The sequence below is a fragment of the Stenotrophomonas sp. 116085_Sma genome (genome assembly GCF_056479585.1).
This window is the reverse complement of the sequence record NZ_CM151057.1, coordinates 4712663-4729019: the sequence shown is the minus strand read 5'-3', so window position 1 is coordinate 4729019 and position 16357 is coordinate 4712663. Positions and strand designations below refer to the sequence as shown.

Here is a 16357-nt window from a genome sequence, read left to right as displayed (position 1 = left end):
TATCCTCTGCACCTGTACCCATTGATTTCCAGGCAACTGCAATGACCATCCTGCTCACCGGCGCTGCCGGCTTCATCGGTGCCTATACCGCACGCGCGCTGCTGCAGGCCGGCCAGTCCGTGGTCGGCCTGGACAACTTCAACGACTACTACGACCCGCAGATCAAGCGCGACCGCGTCGCCGCGCTGTGCCCGGCGCTGGACCTGCGCACGCTGGACCTGACCGACCGCGACGGCCTGGCCGCGCTGTTCGATGAAGTGCAGCCGACCGCAGTGATCCACCTGGCCGCGCAGGCCGGCGTGCGCTATTCGCTGGAAAACCCGCAGGCCTACGTTGACAGCAACCTGGTCGGCTTCGTCAACATGCTGGAACTGTGCCGTCATCGCGGCGTGCAGCACCTGGTGTATGCCTCCAGCAGTTCGGTGTACGGCGATTCGGCCACGCCGCCGTTCTCCGAAGACCAGCGCGTGGACCAGCCGCGCTCGCTGTACGCGGCGACCAAGGCGGCCAATGAGCTGATGGCCTACACCTACGCGCAGCTGTACGGCCTGCATGCCACCGGCCTGCGCTTCTTCACCGTGTATGGCCCGTGGGGCCGGCCGGACATGGCACCGCTGCTGTTCTCGCGCGCGGTGCTGGCCGGGCGCCCCATCGACGTGTTCAACGAAGGCCGCATGCAGCGTGATTTCACACATGTCTCCGACATTGTGTCCGGTATCCTCGGCGCCCTCGCGCATCCGGCCGACGGCCCGGTGCCGCACCGGGTGTTCAACCTCGGCAACCATACGCCGGTCGAGCTGGAGCGCTTCATCAGCGTCATCGAGCAGGCCGCCGGCCGCCCCGCGCAGAAGGTCTACAAGCCCATGCAGCCCGGCGACATGGTGCGCACGATGGCCGATACCCGGCGCGCACATGACGCTTTCGGCTTCGATGCGGTGACCCCGATCGAAGAAGGCCTGCCGCCTGTGGTGCAGTGGTGCCGCGAGTATTTTGGCGATCGCGCCTGAGGATGGATCCTCACGCCACGGGGTTCATCTTCGGATAACCTCGGTTTCGGAGAATGCGCGCTCTTTGTCCCCCCTTGGCCGAGTGCCTTATGAGCCAACCCGAGCTTTCCGTTGTCGTTCCAGTGTTCAACGAGCGTGACAACGTCGCCCCGCTGGTCGCTGAAATCACCGCCGCGCTGCGCGGCCGGCTGCCGTTCGAGATCGTCTACATCGACGACCACTCGCGCGATGACACCCTGGCCGTGCTGCAGGGCCTGAAGGCGACCACGCCGGAACTGCGGGTGCTGCACCACGTGAACCAGAGCGGGCAGAGCACCGCCGTGCGCACCGGCGTCAAGCACGCGCGCGCACCGTGGATCGCCACCCTCGATGGTGACGGCCAGAACGATCCGGCCGATATTCCCAAGCTGCTGGCCGCGCGCGATGCCGCCGAGGCCCAGGTGAAGCTGTTCGCCGGCTGGCGCGTCAACCGCCAGGACAGCGGCAGCAAGCGCTGGGCCAGCCGCTGGGCCAACGCCATCCGCGCGCGCATGCTGCGCGACGATACCCCCGATACCGGCTGCGGCATCAAGCTGTTCGAGCGCAGCGCGTTCCTCGACCTGCCGTACTTCGACCACATGCACCGCTACCTGCCGGCGCTGATGCAGCGCGCCGGCTGGAAGACCACCAGCGTGCCGGTCAACCACCGTCACCGCACCGCAGGCGTGTCCAAGTACAACAACCTCGGTCGCGCGCTGGTCGGCATCCGCGACCTGCGCGGCGTGGCGTGGCTGATCACCCGCAGCAAGCGCACCGCGGTGGAGGAGCGTTGATGGATCTGGAGCTGCACTGGCTGGACCAGCCGTTGACCTGGCTGTACTGGACCGGCCTGCATGTGACCGGCTGGAAGCTGATCGGTTATACCGGCGCGCTGATGTTCGGCGGCCGCTGGCTGGTCCAGTTCATTGCCTCCAAGCGCGCCGGCAAGCCGGTCATCCCGCGCCTGTTCTGGTACATGAGCGTGATCGGCAGCCTGATGACGCTGAGCTATTTCCTGTTCTCGGCCAAGCAGGACTCGGTAGGCGTGCTGCAGAACCTGTTCCCGGCGTTCACCGCGCTGTACAGCCTGCACCTGGACATCAAGCACCGCGGCTGGAAACGCGACAAAGCCGGCCATTGAGGCTGCGCCGGGACGCGGTCTGCTGTGGGTAGAGTCGACTGTCAGTCGACTTTCGCGCGGAGCGCGGGCTTTGCCACATCTGGCAGAAGAGCAGCCGACTAACAGTCGGCTCTACCTGGTCGGCGCTGGGGACCCGGCCTGCGGCCGGTGCCCGGTCCTGCCTTGTTGCAGGCAGGACCTTCGTCCCATGCCACGGGCGGTGGGGGGTGCCATGATCGGGGTCTGCCTTCCCGGGAACCTGTGCTCGTGAAAACCCGTCTTGCCGTTGCCCTGCTGATCGCCCTGTCCGCCCCCGCCGTGGCCCTGGCCGCGCCGCCCGCCGCCGCGCCGGCCAGCGTCGCCACCGAATCGCCTGCCGATGCCGCCTTCCGCGCACTGTATGAGAAGGAATGGAAATGGCGCCAGCAAGGCGGCGGCGAGGCCAGCGAGGACGAAGACGCCCCGGCCAACGCCACCCGCATGCCCGACGTCGGCCCGGCCGCGCAGCAGGCGCGCCTGAAGGTCTGGGATGAAACCCTGGCCGCATTGAAGAAGATCGATCCGAAGACGCTCTCGCCCGACAACCAGGTCAACTACGCGATCTACCACGACCAGGTGTTCAACCTGGCCGAGGAAGTGCGCCTGCGCGGCTATGAGATGCCGTTCAACGCCGACTCCTCGTTCTGGTCCAACCTGTCCTTCATGGCGCGGCGCGAGATGAAGACCGTGCAGGACTACCAGAACTACATCGCACGCTTGAATGACGTACCGCGCTACTTCGGTCAGCAGACCGAGAACATGCGCGCCGGCCTGAAGCGTGGTTTCAGCGTGCCGCGTGCGGTGCTCGATGGCCGCGAGGTGTCCATCGCCACCGTCGCCGAGCTGAAGGACCCGACCGAATCGCCGCTGTATGCGCCGTTCAAGAAGCTGCCCAATACTGTTCCGGCCGCCGAACAGGCCAGGCTGCAGGCGCAGGCGCGCGCGGCGATCAGCGGCAAGGTGGTGCCGGCGTTCCAGCAGCTGCGCACCTTCTTCGTCAGCGAGTACGTGCCGCAGGCGCGCACCACCCTGGCCGCCGAAGCGATGCCCGATGGCAAGGCGTACTACAAGCAGCAGATCCACGAATACACCACGCTGGACCTGTCGCCTGACGAGATCCACCGCATCGGCCTGGAGGAAGTCGCACGCATCCAAGGCGAGATGAACGACATCATCAAGCAGGTGAAGTTCAAGGGCAGCTTCGCCGAGTTCCTGACCTTCCTGCGTACCGATCCACAGTTCTATGCCAAGACGCCGGAAGAGCTGCTGTCGCGTGCTGCGTGGATCTCCAAGCGCGCCGATGGCCAGCTCGGCAAGTACATGACGCTGCCGCGCGCGCGCTTCACCATCGTGCCGGTACCGCCGGATATCGCGCCGTTCTGGACTGCCGGCCGTGGTGGCATGGGCACCTACTGGCTCAATACCTACAACCTGCCATCGCGCCCGCTGTACAACCTGCCGGCGCTGACCCTGCATGAATCCGATCCGGGCCACGCGCTGCAGGGCGCCATCGCCGCCGAGCAGAAGAACCTGCCCGAGTTCCGCCGCAACGCCTACATCTCCGCCTATGGCGAAGGCTGGGCGCTGTACTGCGAGAAGCTGGGCGTGGAGATGGGCATCTACGAAACCCCGTACGAGGATTTCGGCCGCCTGACCTACGAAATGTGGCGTGCGGCGCGCCTGGTGATCGACACCGGCGTGCACAGCAAGGGCTGGACCCGCGAGCAGGCGCTGGCCTACCTGCGCGACCACACCGCGCTGAGCGAGCATGAAGTGACCACCGAAGTGGATCGCTACATCTCCTGGCCGGGCCAGGCGCTGAGCTACAAGCTGGGCGAGATCGCCATCGTGCGCCTGCGTGCGCAGGCCGAGAAGGAGCTTGGCGACAAGTTCGACATCAAGGGTTTCCACGACACCCTGCTGAAGCAGGGCTCGGTGCCGCTGCCGGTGCTGGAACAACAGATCCAGGCCTACATCGCCGAACGCAAGAAGGCCTGACCGTCGTGTGATCGGGTCAGAGCCCCGCCCGAAGGGCGGGGATCCGACCCGGTCACGGGGTCGGATCCCTTTCCCACGGAAAGGGCTCCGACCCCCTCTCAGCTCACCCCACCGCCCGTGGCTTGGCCACGCGCGCGGCAAACGTCGGCAGCACCAGCAGGGTCAGCACGGTAGCCGTGATCAGGCCACCGATCACCACCGTCGCCAGCGGCTTCTGCACTTCCGCTCCGGAACCACTGGCAATCGCCATCGGAATGAAGCCGACGATCGCCACCAGCGCCGTGGTCAGCACCGCGCGGATGCGGCTGGAAGCACCGTTGATCGCCGCCTGCAGCGGCAGGTCGCCGGCATCCAGGCGTTCGCGGATCGCCTGCATCAGCACCAGGCCGTTCAAGGTCGCCACGCCGGAGACGGCGATGAAGCCGACCGCCGCCGACACCGAGAACGGCATGCCACGCAGCAGCAGCGCGAGGATGCCGCCGACCAGCGCCAACGGCACGCAGCTGAACACCAGAATGGCTTCCTTGCCGCTGCGCAGGGCCATGAACAGCAGGCTGCCGATCAGCAGGAACACCACCGGCACCACCGTCGCCAGCCGCTTCTCCGCGCGCTGCAGGTTCTCGAACTGGCCGCCCCAGGTCAGGTAGGCGCCCGGTGGCAGCGCCACATCGGCCACGGCGGCCTGCGCCTCGCCCACAAAACCACCCAGGTCGCGCCCACGCACGTTGGCCTGCACCACCACGCGGCGGCTGCCGTTGTTGCGGCTGATCTGGTTCGGTCCTTCGCTGACCGTGATGCGGGCCACCGACGACAGTGGAATCACCAGCCCCGACGGCGTGGCGATCGGCAGTGACGCCAGCTGGTCCGGATCGTTGCGCGAGGCATCGTCCAGGCGCACCACCACGTTGAAGCGGCGATCACCTTCGAAGATCTTGCCTGCCGCGGTACCGCCGATGCCGGTGGACAGCGCATCACTCACGTCCGCTGCGGTCAGCCCGTACTGCGCCGCCGCCACGTGGTCGATCGCCACGTTCAGCGTGGGCAGGCCGGAAATCTGTTCCACCCGCACATCGGCGGCGCCATCCACCGCACGCAGCTTCAGCGCCACCTGGTCGGCCACCTTCTGCAGCTGGCTGAAGTCATCGCCGAAGATCATCACCGCCAGGTCGGTACGCACGCCGGAAATCAGCTCGTTGAAGCGCAGCTCGATCGGCTGGCTGAACTCGAAGCTGTTGCCCAGCTGCTGCCCAGCCAGTTTCTCGAAACGCGCCACCAGTGCGTCCTTGGCCAGCTTCGGATCGGGCCAGTCCTTGCGCGGCTTCAGCACGATCACGCTGTCGGAGATGTTGGTCGGCATCGGGTCGATCGCCGCCTCGGCGGTACCGGTGCGCGAGAACACGGTTTCCACTTCCGGCTGCTTGGCGATCGCTTTTTCCAGCGCCAGCTGCATCGCCAGCGACTGCTCCAGCGAGGTCGACGGCACGCGCAGGGCCTGCATCGCCACGTTGCCTTCGTCCAGCGTCGGCATGAACTCGCGACCCAGCAGCGAGAACGAGCCGATGCCCACGACCACCATCATCACCGCACCGGCCAGCACCGTGCGCGGATGTGCCACGGCCTTGCGCACCACCGGTTCGATGCGCGCGCGCAGCACGCGGATCAGCTTCGTTTCGTGCTCGCCATCGTCGGTATGGGCTTCGCCGTCCTTCAGCTTCGGCTCGCGCACCAGCAGCGCGGCCATCGCCGGCACGAAAGTGAAGGAGAAGATGAAGGCACCGACCAGGGCCAGCATGAAGGTCGCCGCCATCGGGTGGAACGTCTTGCCTTCCACGCCTTCCAGCGTGAGGATCGGCGCGAACACCAGCAGGATGATCAGCTGTCCGAACGCCGCCGGCCGCGCCATCTTCAACGCCGAATCGGCGGCCACGCGCAGGCGTTCCATCGCGGTCAGCGCACGGCCCAGTTCGGCGCGGCGCTGGCCCAGCATCAGCAGCGTCGACTCAACCACGATCACCGCACCGTCCACCAGGATGCCGAAGTCCAGCGCGCCCAGGCTCATCAGGTTGCCGCTGATGCCGAAGCGGTTCATGCCGATCACTGCGAACAGGAACGACAGCGGAATCACCAGCGCGGTGATCGTCGCCGCACGCAGGTTGCCCAGCAGCAGGAACAGCACCACCACCACCAGCAGCGCGCCCTCGGTGAGGTTCTTGGCCACGGTCTTGATGGTGGAATTGACCAGCACGCTGCGGTCCAGCACCGGCGCCGCCACGATGTCGGGCGGCAGCGATTTGTTGACCTGTTCCAGGCGTGCGGCCGCGGCCTGCGCCACGGTGCGGCTGTTGCCACCGGCAATCATCAGCGCGGTGCCCAGCACGGCCTCGTGGCCGTTGCGGCTGGCTGCACCCAGGCGCGGCGCGCGGCTCAGTTCCACGGTGGCCACATCGGCCACGCGCACCACCACGCCATTGCGGGTAGCCACCGGCGCCTGTGCAAGATCCTCGGTGGTCAGCGCCAGGCCATCGGCACGCACCACCAGACCTTCGCCGGCACGCTGCACGAAACCGGCGCCGGCCTGCACGTTGGAGCGCTGCAGGGCAGTGACCAGATCGGCCAGGCCGAGGCCATGCGCGGCCAGCCGCGCGCTGTCCGGATGCACGCCGTATTCCTTGACGTAGCCGCCGACCGTATCGACACCGGCCAGCCCGGGGCTGGAGCGCATCTGCGGCGCGATGATCCAGTCCTGCACGGTGCGCAGGTAGGTCGCGCGCTCTTCCGGCGTGCGCAGCAGGTTGCCTTCCGGTGTGCGGTAGACCTCACCGGCCTGCCAGCCGGCTTCACCGGGCTTGGCCAGCTTGGCCGGATCGAACGTAGTGAAGTCCACCGTCCACATCAGCACTTCGCCGAGGCCGGTGGTGACCGGCGACAGCATCGGCGATGCGCCATCGGGCAGGTCATCGGCCGCTTCGCGCATGCGTTCGGCCACCTGCTGGCGTGCGAAGTAGATGTCGGTGGCATCGGTGAAGATCGCGGTGACCTGCGAGAAGCCATTGCGCGACAGCGAACGCGTGGTGGACAGGCCGGGAATGCCGGCCAGCGCGGTTTCCAGCGGGTAGGTCACCTGCCGCTCGATCTGCTCCGGGGTCAGTGCAGGTGCCACCGTATTGATCTGCACCTGGCGGTTGGTGATGTCCGGCACCGCGTCGATCGGCAGCTTGCCCAGCTGGAACAGGCCCACGGCGGCGATCAACGCGGCCATGAACACCACCAGCCAGCGGTGGCGCACCGCTGTTTCAATGATCAGCTTGAACATGGTCGCCTCCTCAGTGGCCGTGCTCGGCTTCGCCCTTGGCCAGTTCGGCCTTGAGCAGGAAGGCGTTGGCACCGACGATGCGCTCGTTTCCGGTCAGCCCACCGAGGATCTCGATGCGGTCGCCGGCACGGCGTCCGGCGAGGACCGGCTGCGCCTTGAAGCCGCCTTCGACGGCGACGAACACCGCGCTGCTGCCATCGACGTTCTGCACCGCATCGGCGGGCACGCTGAGCGAGCCGTCCTGGCCCTCGGTGACCACCACCGCCGATACCGGCGAACCCGCCGGCGGCAGCGACGCATCCACCGGCGTGGCACGGATCACCGCGACGCCGCCCTGCTGCCGCACATCGGCGGCCGAACCGGTGACGGTAGCGGTGAAGCTGCCACCCGGTACGCTCACTTCCAGCTTCATGCCGGGCGTGACCTGTGCGGCCAGCGCGGGCGGCGCGGTGAACACCAGTTCGTTCATCGCCGGGTCGGCGACATCGGCCACCGCGCTGCCGGCAGCGACCACGCCGCCCGGAGTGACCTGCACGTTGCCGACGATGCCGGCCACCGGACTGGTGATGCGCACGCGGCCACTGGCATCGGGCGCGCCGTTGGCGGCGGCCTGGGCCTGCGCGGCCGCGGCCTGGGCCTGTGCCGCCAGCGAACGAGCGCGCGAGGCCTCCATCTCCTGGCGCGCGACCACGCCCTGGTCGACCAGCGCCTTGTCGCGGCCATAGGCCAGGCGCGCGGCTTCGGCTTCGGCAGATGCGGCCAGCGCATTGGCACGGAACACCGCCGCCTCGCCGCTGACCACGATGGCCAGTGCCTGGTTCTGTTTCACCGCGGTGCCCGGTGCAACGAGCACGCGTTCAACGCGGCCAGTCACAGTGGAGGCCACCGAGGCACGCGCACCGACCGAGGGCTCGACCCGGCCTGCGAGGCGGGTTGAACCGCCACCGCCGCGACCGACGGCAACCACTTCGATACCGGAGGCCTTGATCTGCTCCGGGGTCAGCTGCACCACGCCTTCATCGGCGTCTGCCGGCGCCTTCGCGGTTTCTGCCTTGGCGTCCTTGCTGTCGGCGGCGTGGCCATGGCCATCGTCGGTGCCGGCCTTGGCCGCAGCGGGGTCTTCATTGGCAGGCGTCTGCGCGTTGCCAGCGCAGCCAGCCAGGAACACGGTCAGCAGGAGGCCGCCGATCAGGGGGAAGGAACGGGAGAGAGTCATGGGGCCTCCACAAAGGGTGCGCGCCCTTCCAGGCGGGCAAGATCGATTTCCGCGGCGACGCGCGACAGGCGCGCATCCACGGCGGTGCCGCGGGCGGCGATGAGGGCGCTGCGCGTGCTGCGCAGCTCCAGCTGCGAGATGCGTCCGGCGTCGAAGCCGACGCGCGCGAGGCGATAGGCCTCTTCGGCGGCGACCACGCTTTCATCGGCGGCGCGGGTACGGCTGCCGGCGGCCTTCAGACCGGCCACGGCGGACAGGCGCTCGGCCTCGCTGTCGCGACGCTGCTGGTCCAGGCGCGCTTCGGCCGCGCGCTGGTCGGCGTTGGCGGCGCGGATGCCGCCACGGTTACGGTCGAACAACGGGATGCTGAGGCTGAGCCCGAGGTTGTAGGCACGCTCGCCGCCTTCGCGGAAGCGGGTCTGCGCGGCGGTGACGCTGAGGTCGGGCAGGGCGCGCTTGCGCTCCACGTCCACCAGCTTGCCCGCCGCATCGGCTTCGGCTTCGGCGATGCGCACTGCCAGTGCGGTATCGGTGGCCCCGCGCGGCAGCGGTGGCACGCGATCGAGCAGGCTGTTGTCGATCGACTGCACCGGCGCATCCAGCAGCGCGGTGCCGGCCAGGCGGGCCAGTGCGGCATCGCGGAAGGCCTGTGCCTCATCCAGCGCGGCGCTGGCGTTGGCCACTTCGCTCTGCGCCTGCACTGCGCGCAGCTGCGGTTCGCGGCCTTGCTTGACCATCGCATTGACGGCAGCCGCATCGTCGCGGGTCAGGGTCAACGCTTCGCCGGCGAGGGCGTAACGACGCAATGCACTTTCCGCCTGTGCGTAGACCGCCGCCAGTTGGCTGGCGACATCACTGCGGCTCTGCGAACCACGCAGGGCAGCGGCTTGTGCCTCGGCCCGGGCGGCACGAACGCGCGCGCCACGCTGGCCCCAGACCTCCAGCGGCTGGGACAGGGTGAGCACGGTATCGGCCTTGCCCATGCCACGGTAGGTGCCGGAGCCCCAGGCATTCTCGGCCGACCAGGAAAGGGAGGGATTGGGCAGCGCACGGGCCTGGTCGGCGCGCGCATCGGCGGCCTCGGCCAGTGCCGTACCCACACGGGTGCCGGGCAGCTGGTCCAGGCGTTCAAGCAGGGTGTCGTAGGAGGGGGCGGCTTGCGCCATCACCGATGCCGCCGGGGCCAGGCCCAGCAGCACAGCGACGACCAGCCCGGCCGCACGCGGCGACCGAGGTGTCAGGATCGACATAGGGGGATTCCGGTTGTGAGTGAAACGGGAGCCCGCAATCGCGGGACGCGCTCAACTCACGCCCGGGGTGGACGCGTCAATTCATCCTGGGCAACCGCATAGGCCGCCGCATCGCCCGCACTCATCCAGCGCGCCGGCAGTGGCGCCCCGAACGCGGCCAGCGTGTGTGCCGGCAGGCTCAGGTTGGAATGGTGGCAGTGGTTGTGGCCACAGGCACCGACATGCTTGCCGTCGCTGTCGCCATCGGAATCCGGTGCGGACTCCACATGCACCGTGCTGGCGTGCGGTTCCACCGTGCACGCCAGCGCGTCGGCCACCGGCACGACCACGAATGCCGCCATCAGCAGCATCAGCAGGGTCGAACGGAGGTGGCGGGTGATCCAGCGCATGAAGGGGAGGCTAGCAAGCGGTTTTCGCCGGATACAATATCAATGGCCGCTTCGGGAATTCGTCGGAATCTCCCGTTCAGGTGGGGCGGCCCTTTCGGCCCACCGGGCTGCGCTTCTGTAGAGCCGAGCCCATGCTCGGCTGCTGTTGCGCGCTCAGCCGAGCATGGGCTCGGCTCTACAGCGAAGGTCACGGCAGCTTCGCGATCACCTTGATCTCGAACTGGAACCCGTACAGCCAGGTCACACCGATGCCGGTCAGGGTCGGGTGCGGCGCCTGGCCCCAGTACTCGGGCACGATCGCCCAGGCCTTCTCGAAGTTCTTCTCCGGATCGACCAGGAACACGGTCACGTCGATCACGTCATCGAACGTGCAGCCTGCGGCAGCCAACACCGCATTGAGATTCTCGAAGGCGCGGCGCACCTGGGTTTCGAAGTCCGGCTCGGGCGAACCGTCCTCGCGGCTGCCGACCTGGCCGGAAACGAACAGGAAGCCATCGGACCGGATCGCCGGCGAGTAGCGGTTGTGCGCGTACAGGGCCTGCCGCCCGGCGGGGAAAACGACATCACGCTGTGACATGGGGAAGATCCCGTGGGAGAGAACGCCATCCTCCGCGCCAGCGCTGTCTGGATAAACCGCGATGATCGGCCTAGATTGATTGTCAATTCCAAACAATCATGGCAGTTCGATGGACCGCTTCGAGGCGATGCGGGCGTTTGCCCGGGTGGTGGAAACCGGCAGCTTCACCCGTGCGGCGCACACGCTGCAGATCAGCCGCACCACGGTCACCCAGCTGGTGCAGCAGCTGGAGGCACACCTGCGGCTGCGCCTGCTCAACCGCACCACGCGCCGGGTCAGCGTCACCGCCGACGGCGCGGCCTACTACCCGCGCATCGCCCGCCTGCTGGCCGAGCTGGAAGAGGTGGAGGGCGGGCTGGGCGACGCGGCCGCCCAGCCGCGCGGGCGCCTGCGCGTGGATGTGCCCGGACCCTACGCGCGACTACGGCTGGTGCCGGCGCTGCCGGAGTTCCAGGCGCGCTACCCGGAGATCCAGCTGGACGTCGGCGTGAGCGACCGCGAAGTCGATGTCATCGCCGACAACGTCGACTGTGTGATCCGGGGTGGCACCCCGACCGACCCGGCACTGGTGGCGCGACCGCTGGCGGCGCTGCCGATTGGTTTCCACGCCAGCCCCGGGTATGTGCAGCGTTTCGGCCTGCCGACCGATCCGCGCGCGCTGCAAGGGCCCGATCACCACATGGTCGGCTTTCTCAGCCCGCGCAGTGGCCGGGCGCGGGTGTTCAGCGCGCAGCGCGGCGATGAACGCGTTGAGGTGCAGGGCCGCTATACGGTCGGCTTCGATGACGGAAACGCCTATCTGGCCGCTGCGTTGGCCGGACTCGGCGTGGTGGCGCTGCCCAGCTACATGGCCGAACCGCACGTGGCGCGCGGCGAGTTGCTGCCGCTACTGGAGGACTGGCAACTGCCGTCGATGCCGATGCACGTGATGTTCCCGCCGAACCGGCACATGAGCCAGCGGTTGCGGGTGTTCATTGATTGGGTGGTGGAAGCGCTGGGGTGAGTGCATCGGTCGCGTGCGAAAATCACCACCGCACGTAACAGGAAACATCGCCACGCATGAGCCGCATCGTTGCACTGGATACCGAAACCACCGGCATCTCCCACCGCCTGGGGCACCGGGTGATCGAAATCGGTGCCGTCGAACTGATCGACGGCCAGCTCACCGGGCGCCAGTTCCACACCTACCTGCAACCGCAGCGCAGGGTCGACTGGGGCGCACAGCGCGTGCATGGCATCAGCGATGCGATGCTGGTGGGCAAGCCGCTGTTCGCCAGCAAGGCCGCCGAACTGCTGGAATTCCTGCGCGGCAGCGAGATGGTCGCGCACAACGCCACGTTCGATGTGGGTTTCCTCGACAATGAGCTGCGCCTGGCCGGCATTCCCGCCACGCTGGCCCAGCACTGCCGCATCACCTGCAGCCTGAAGCTGGCGCGCGGGCGCTGGCCCGGCCAGGGCAACAAGTTGGACGATGTGCTGCAGCGCCTGCGCATTCCAGGGACGCGTGGCCTGCACGGCGCGCTGAAGGACGCCCATCTGCTGGCCCAGGTCATCCCGCACCTGCGCTGAACCGGCCCGGTCGTTGTTGTAGAGCTGAGCCCATGCTCGGCTGCTGTGTCCCGGAATGCCAGAGCCGAGCGTGGGCTCGGCTCTACAAGGGCTCCCGCCGCCGTGTTCAGCCGCAGCCTGTGGGTAACTTGCGCAAGTGCTTGAGCCCGTGCATAATGCGCGGCTCGCTGTGTCCGGTTTTCTACCGGGCGGCGCCCCCGGGAGCACGTCCCCGGCCGCCCAACGCCAGCGTAACCCTTTGATTCTCTTGACGTGTGGTGGGCAACCATCGAGGCCGCCGTCTCCCGGGCTACGGGCTGACAACTACTACTATCGAGGTGCGCAATGTCCCGCGTATGCCAGGTTTCCGGCAAGCGAGTGCAGACGGGTAACAACGTCTCGCACGCCAACAACAAGACCCGTCGTCGTTTCCTGCCGAATCTGCACGAGCGCCGTTTCTGGGTGGCCAGCGAGAACCGCTGGGTCAAGCTTCGTGTTTCCGCGCATGCACTGCGCACCATCGACAAGAACGGCATTGATTCCGTTCTGGCTGAGCTGCGTGCGCGCGGCGAAAAGGTCTGAGGAGTAAAGCATCATGGCAGGCAAGCGCGATAAGGTCCGTATGATTTCCTCGGCCGGTACCGGCCACTTCTACACGACCGACAAGAACAAGAAGAACACCCCGGGGAAGATGGAATTCCTGAAGTACGATCCGGTCGTGCGCAAGCACGTCCTGTACAAGGAAGGCAAGATCAAGTAATCCGCAAGGATTGCTGGTCCCCGCGAAGAAACCCGCCCATGTGGCGGGTTTTTTCATGCCCGATGTTCCCGTGGTGGGTGCCTGTGGGTTCCGACCGTGGGTCGGCGCGCTGTCCCCGCGCCTGGTAGGTGTCGACCTTGGTCGACACGCTGGTTCAAGGCCGTCCAGCGCGGCTCGACTCTACACACCCTGCTGGGCAGAATGGCCCATCACCTCCCGACGGGCGACGCGATGCTGTTCGAGTGGTTGCTGGGTTCGTATCTGCTGCTGATCGACTGGCTGATCCGGCTGGTCGCGCTGTGCTGGATTCCCACCCGCACCACGCCGGGGGCGGCGCGCAGCTGGCTGCTGCTGGTCGGCTTCGTGCCGCTGCTGGGCCTGCCGCTGTACCTGCTGTTCGGCCACCCGTGGCTGTCGCGCGAGCGCATCCGCCGCCAGGCCGAAGCCTCGCAGGTGATCCGCGAGGAACAGGCGCTGCAGCACCGCCTGCGCTGGACCCCGCAGCCGGACACCGCCAGCGCCGAGATCGTGCCGCTGGTGCAGCGCCAGGGCGATTTCATGCCGGTGCACGGCAATGCGGTCGATCTGCTGACCGACTACGACGAATCGCTGCACACGCTCATCGCCGACATCGACCAGGCCGAAGACCGCGTGCACCTGCTGTACTACCTGATGTTCGACGATGCGGTGGGCGAGGCGATCGTCGAGGCATTGCAGCGCGCTGCCGCGCGTGGCGTGCAGTGCCGCGTGCTGCTCGATGCGGTGGGCGCCAAGCGCGGTCTGCGCGCCTACCGCAAGCGCCTGGAAGCGCGCGACATCGAAGTGCGCGCAATGCTGCCCGGTGGCCTGCGCTGGCGCCGCAGCGGGCGCATGGACCTGCGCAACCACCGCAAGATCGCGGTGATCGACAACGAAGTGGCCTATGTCGGTTCGCAGAACCTGGCCGGCCCGCAGTTCGTGCCCGGCCACCCGAACCGCGAGCTGGTGGCGCGCGTGCGTGGCCCGGCGGTGGCGCATCTGGAAGCGGTGTTCGCCAGCGACTGGTACATGGAAACCGGCCAGCGCCTGGACGTGATTGCCGATGTGCCCGAGTGCAGCGACGACATCGCCACCCAGCTGCTGCCCAGTGGCCCGGCCTACCCGTACAGCAACGCGCGCGATGCGGTGGCGGCGCTGATCCACCTGGCACGGCGACGGCTGGTGATGGTCACGCCGTACTTCGTGCCCGACGAGGCCACGCTGAGCGCGCTGCGCATTGCCGCGTTGTCCGGCGTGGAGGTGCAGCTGATCCTGTCGGCCAGCAACAACCAGCGGCTGACCTCGTGGGCACAGGAGGCCTACTACGACGAGCTGCTGCGCTGTGGCGTACGCATCGCGTTGTACGAGCCGCAGTTCCTGCATGCCAAGCACATGAGCGTGGACGAGGACATCGCCGTACTCGGTTCGATCAACATGGATATCCGCTCGTTTGCGCTGAATGCCGAAATCGGCCTGATCTGCTACGACCGCGCGCTGGTGCAGCAGCTGTATGCGATCGAGGATGGCTATCTGCGTGAATCGCGGCAGCTGGATCTGCAGCAATGGCGCAAACGGCCTGCCTGGTGGCGCAGCCGCGAGGGCATCGCACGCTTGGCCGATGCGTTGATGTAAGGCAATGCCGGCCGCCCGTTTCGGCAATCCGGCCTGTCATCGCCGATGGCCTACAATCGGCGCATGACTGATTCACCGCGTAATGGCGAACTGGACCTGGCGATCATCGGTGGTGGTGCGGCCGGGGTGCTGGTGGCGATCCAGGTACTGCGCCAGGCCCACGCGCCGCTGGTGCTGGCCCTCTTCGAACCCGCCTCGCAGCTGGCCCAGGGCATCGCCTATGCCACGCCATGGCCGGAGCACCTGCTGAACGTACCGGCGGCAAAGATGAGTGCGTTTGCCGACCAGCCCGGCGATTTCCTCGACTATCTGGTGGCTGCCAACGCCTACCCGGGCGAGGCGCGCGAGGTGATGGGCGAGCGTTACGTGTGTCGCCATTACTTTGCTGCCTACCTGCAGCAGCGCCTGCAGGAGGCCGTGGCCGCCAGCCCCGCACTGCTGCAGGTGATCTCGCAGCCGGTGCTGGGCCTGCAACCGGATGACCACGGCTACCAGCTGGCACTCGGCGATGGCAGCACGCTGCACGCCGCGCAGGCGGTGCTGGCCACCGGCAACAGCATGCGCCCGCTGCCGGTGGCCGGCGCCGACGCGCTGCCCGCCGATGACGTGATCGAGGCCTGGGACTACGACGGCGTGCGGACCCTGGCCGGCAACCATGCCGTGGCCATCGTCGGCTCCGGCCTGAGCATGGCCGACACCGTGCTGGCGTTGGTTGCCGCCGGCCACACCGGCCCGCTGCACGTGATCTCGCGCCATGGCCTGCTGCCGCTGCCGCATGCGCATGGCGGCCTGCCCACGTTCGACCCGGCCACGTTGCTGCCGATGCGCCTGCGCCAGCGCCTGCGCGCATTGCGCGGGTTCGCTCGCCAGGCGCAGGCCGACGGGCTGCCGTGGCAGGGCGTGATGGACCGCATCCGTCCGCACGGACAGGCGCTGTGGTGCAGCCTCGACGCGGCCGACCAGCGCCGCTTCCTGCGCCATGTTGTGCGCTACTGGGACGTGCATCGCCACCGCATCGCCGAAGAGGTCGACGCACAGCTGCAGGCGCTGATCGAAAGCGGCCAACTGCGCATTCACCGGTCCCGCCTGCAACGCGTCGGCCGCGAAGGCGATGCCCTGCGGCTGTCTGGCCGCGATGCCAACGGCAATGAACAGCACTGGACGATCGGCGGCGTGATCAACGCCACCGGCGTGGAGACCCGCGCCAGCGCGTTGCGCAATCCCTTGCTGCAGCAGCTGCAGGCAGATGGACTGGCCCGTCCCGGTCCGCATGGGCTGGGTCTGGACAGCACGGTGCCGGGCGACCGCCTGTGCGCCGCCGGTGGCCAGCCGCAGGCGCGGCTGGGCGTGCTCGGCAGCCTGCGCATCGGCAGCCTGTGGGAAAGCCTGGCGGTGCCTGAACTGCGTCAGCAGGCGCAGACGCTTGCCACCGAAGTGGTCGCAGGAGCCGCGACGGCGATGCCGTAAAATGG

The 16357-nt window shown here is 67.8% G+C and carries 15 protein-coding genes; 10 read left to right on the top strand and 5 right to left on the bottom strand.

Translation table 11 applies throughout. The features are described 5' to 3' along the window. Positions 1 to 41: 41 nt before the first annotated feature. The 4 genes from ACZK0Z_RS21870 (at position 42) to ACZK0Z_RS21855 (ending at position 4182) form a co-directional block, all read left to right on the top strand. Positions 42 to 1007, top strand: a complete 966-nt coding sequence (locus tag ACZK0Z_RS21870) for an NAD-dependent epimerase/dehydratase family protein (RefSeq protein ID WP_197632581.1) — start codon at positions 42 to 44, stop codon at positions 1005 to 1007. Between the two features lie 89 nt (positions 1008 to 1096). Beyond that, the gene (locus ACZK0Z_RS21865; RefSeq protein WP_049443806.1) at positions 1097 to 1819 is read left to right on the top strand and encodes a glycosyltransferase family 2 protein; all 723 of its coding nucleotides are present in this window, start codon (positions 1097 to 1099) and stop codon (positions 1817 to 1819) included. Continuing rightward, positions 1819 to 2166 carry a lipid-A-disaccharide synthase N-terminal domain-containing protein gene (locus tag ACZK0Z_RS21860; RefSeq protein ID WP_197632582.1) on the top strand — a complete coding sequence of 116 codons (348 nt, stop codon included), beginning with the start codon at positions 1819 to 1821 and terminating at the stop codon, positions 2164 to 2166. The genes ACZK0Z_RS21865 and ACZK0Z_RS21860 overlap by 1 nt, the downstream gene beginning before the upstream one ends. Before the next feature lie 246 nt (positions 2167 to 2412). After that, complete coding sequence (locus tag ACZK0Z_RS21855) at positions 2413 to 4182, top strand: DUF885 domain-containing protein (RefSeq protein ID WP_049426736.1); 1770 nt, start codon at positions 2413 to 2415, stop codon at positions 4180 to 4182. Positions 4183 to 4285: 103 nt separating this feature from the next. Here ACZK0Z_RS21855 and ACZK0Z_RS21850 read toward each other — a convergent pair whose 3' ends face one another. The 5 genes from ACZK0Z_RS21850 to ACZK0Z_RS21830 form a co-directional block, all read right to left on the bottom strand. Continuing rightward, positions 4286 to 7495: a CusA/CzcA family heavy metal efflux RND transporter gene (locus ACZK0Z_RS21850; protein ID WP_197632583.1), complete on the bottom strand. Its 3210-nt coding sequence runs from the start codon at positions 7493 to 7495 to the stop codon at positions 4286 to 4288. Positions 7496 to 7505: 10 nt separating this feature from the next. After that, positions 7506 to 8711 carry an efflux RND transporter periplasmic adaptor subunit gene (locus ACZK0Z_RS21845; RefSeq protein WP_197632584.1) on the bottom strand — a complete coding sequence of 402 codons (1206 nt, stop codon included), beginning with the start codon at positions 8709 to 8711 and terminating at the stop codon, positions 7506 to 7508. After that, positions 8708 to 9961 (bottom strand): TolC family protein, encoded by a 1254-nt coding sequence (locus ACZK0Z_RS21840; RefSeq protein WP_197619333.1) that lies wholly within the window; start codon positions 9959 to 9961, stop codon positions 8708 to 8710. The genes ACZK0Z_RS21845 and ACZK0Z_RS21840 overlap by 4 nt, the downstream gene beginning before the upstream one ends. Positions 9962 to 10017: 56 nt before the next feature. Continuing rightward, positions 10018 to 10350 carry a hypothetical protein gene (locus tag ACZK0Z_RS21835; RefSeq protein ID WP_049427242.1) on the bottom strand — a complete coding sequence of 111 codons (333 nt, stop codon included), beginning with the start codon at positions 10348 to 10350 and terminating at the stop codon, positions 10018 to 10020. A 187-nt stretch (positions 10351 to 10537) separates the two neighbouring features. Then, positions 10538 to 10927 carry a RidA family protein gene (locus ACZK0Z_RS21830; RefSeq protein WP_197632586.1) on the bottom strand — a complete coding sequence of 130 codons (390 nt, stop codon included), beginning with the start codon at positions 10925 to 10927 and terminating at the stop codon, positions 10538 to 10540. A 109-nt stretch (positions 10928 to 11036) separates the two neighbouring features. Here ACZK0Z_RS21830 and ACZK0Z_RS21825 point away from each other — a divergent pair, with 109 nt between their 5' ends. The 6 genes from ACZK0Z_RS21825 to ACZK0Z_RS21800 all read left to right on the top strand — a co-directional run bounded on the left by ACZK0Z_RS21825 (position 11037) and on the right by ACZK0Z_RS21800 (position 16352). Then, positions 11037 to 11930, top strand: coding sequence for a LysR family transcriptional regulator (locus tag ACZK0Z_RS21825; protein ID WP_197632587.1), 894 nt, complete (start codon positions 11037 to 11039; stop codon positions 11928 to 11930). A 56-nt stretch (positions 11931 to 11986) separates the two neighbouring features. Next, positions 11987 to 12496, top strand: a complete 510-nt coding sequence (dnaQ, locus tag ACZK0Z_RS21820; protein WP_197632588.1) for a DNA polymerase III subunit epsilon — start codon at positions 11987 to 11989, stop codon at positions 12494 to 12496. A 324-nt stretch (positions 12497 to 12820) separates the two neighbouring features. Continuing rightward, positions 12821 to 13057, top strand: a complete 237-nt coding sequence (gene rpmB / locus ACZK0Z_RS21815; RefSeq protein WP_005411638.1) for a 50S ribosomal protein L28 — start codon at positions 12821 to 12823, stop codon at positions 13055 to 13057. A gap of 10 nt (positions 13058 to 13067) precedes the next feature. Next, positions 13068 to 13235 (top strand): 50S ribosomal protein L33, encoded by a 168-nt coding sequence (gene rpmG / locus ACZK0Z_RS21810; protein ID WP_169411268.1) that lies wholly within the window; start codon positions 13068 to 13070, stop codon positions 13233 to 13235. Positions 13236 to 13466: 231 nt separating this feature from the next. After that, positions 13467 to 14885, top strand: a complete 1419-nt coding sequence (gene cls, locus ACZK0Z_RS21805) for a cardiolipin synthase (protein ID WP_197632611.1) — start codon at positions 13467 to 13469, stop codon at positions 14883 to 14885. Between the two features lie 45 nt (positions 14886 to 14930). Then, a complete protein-coding gene (locus ACZK0Z_RS21800; protein ID WP_197632589.1) occupies positions 14931 to 16352 on the top strand; it encodes an FAD/NAD(P)-binding protein in 1422 nt (473 codons plus the stop codon). Positions 16353 to 16357: the final 5 nt, after the last annotated feature.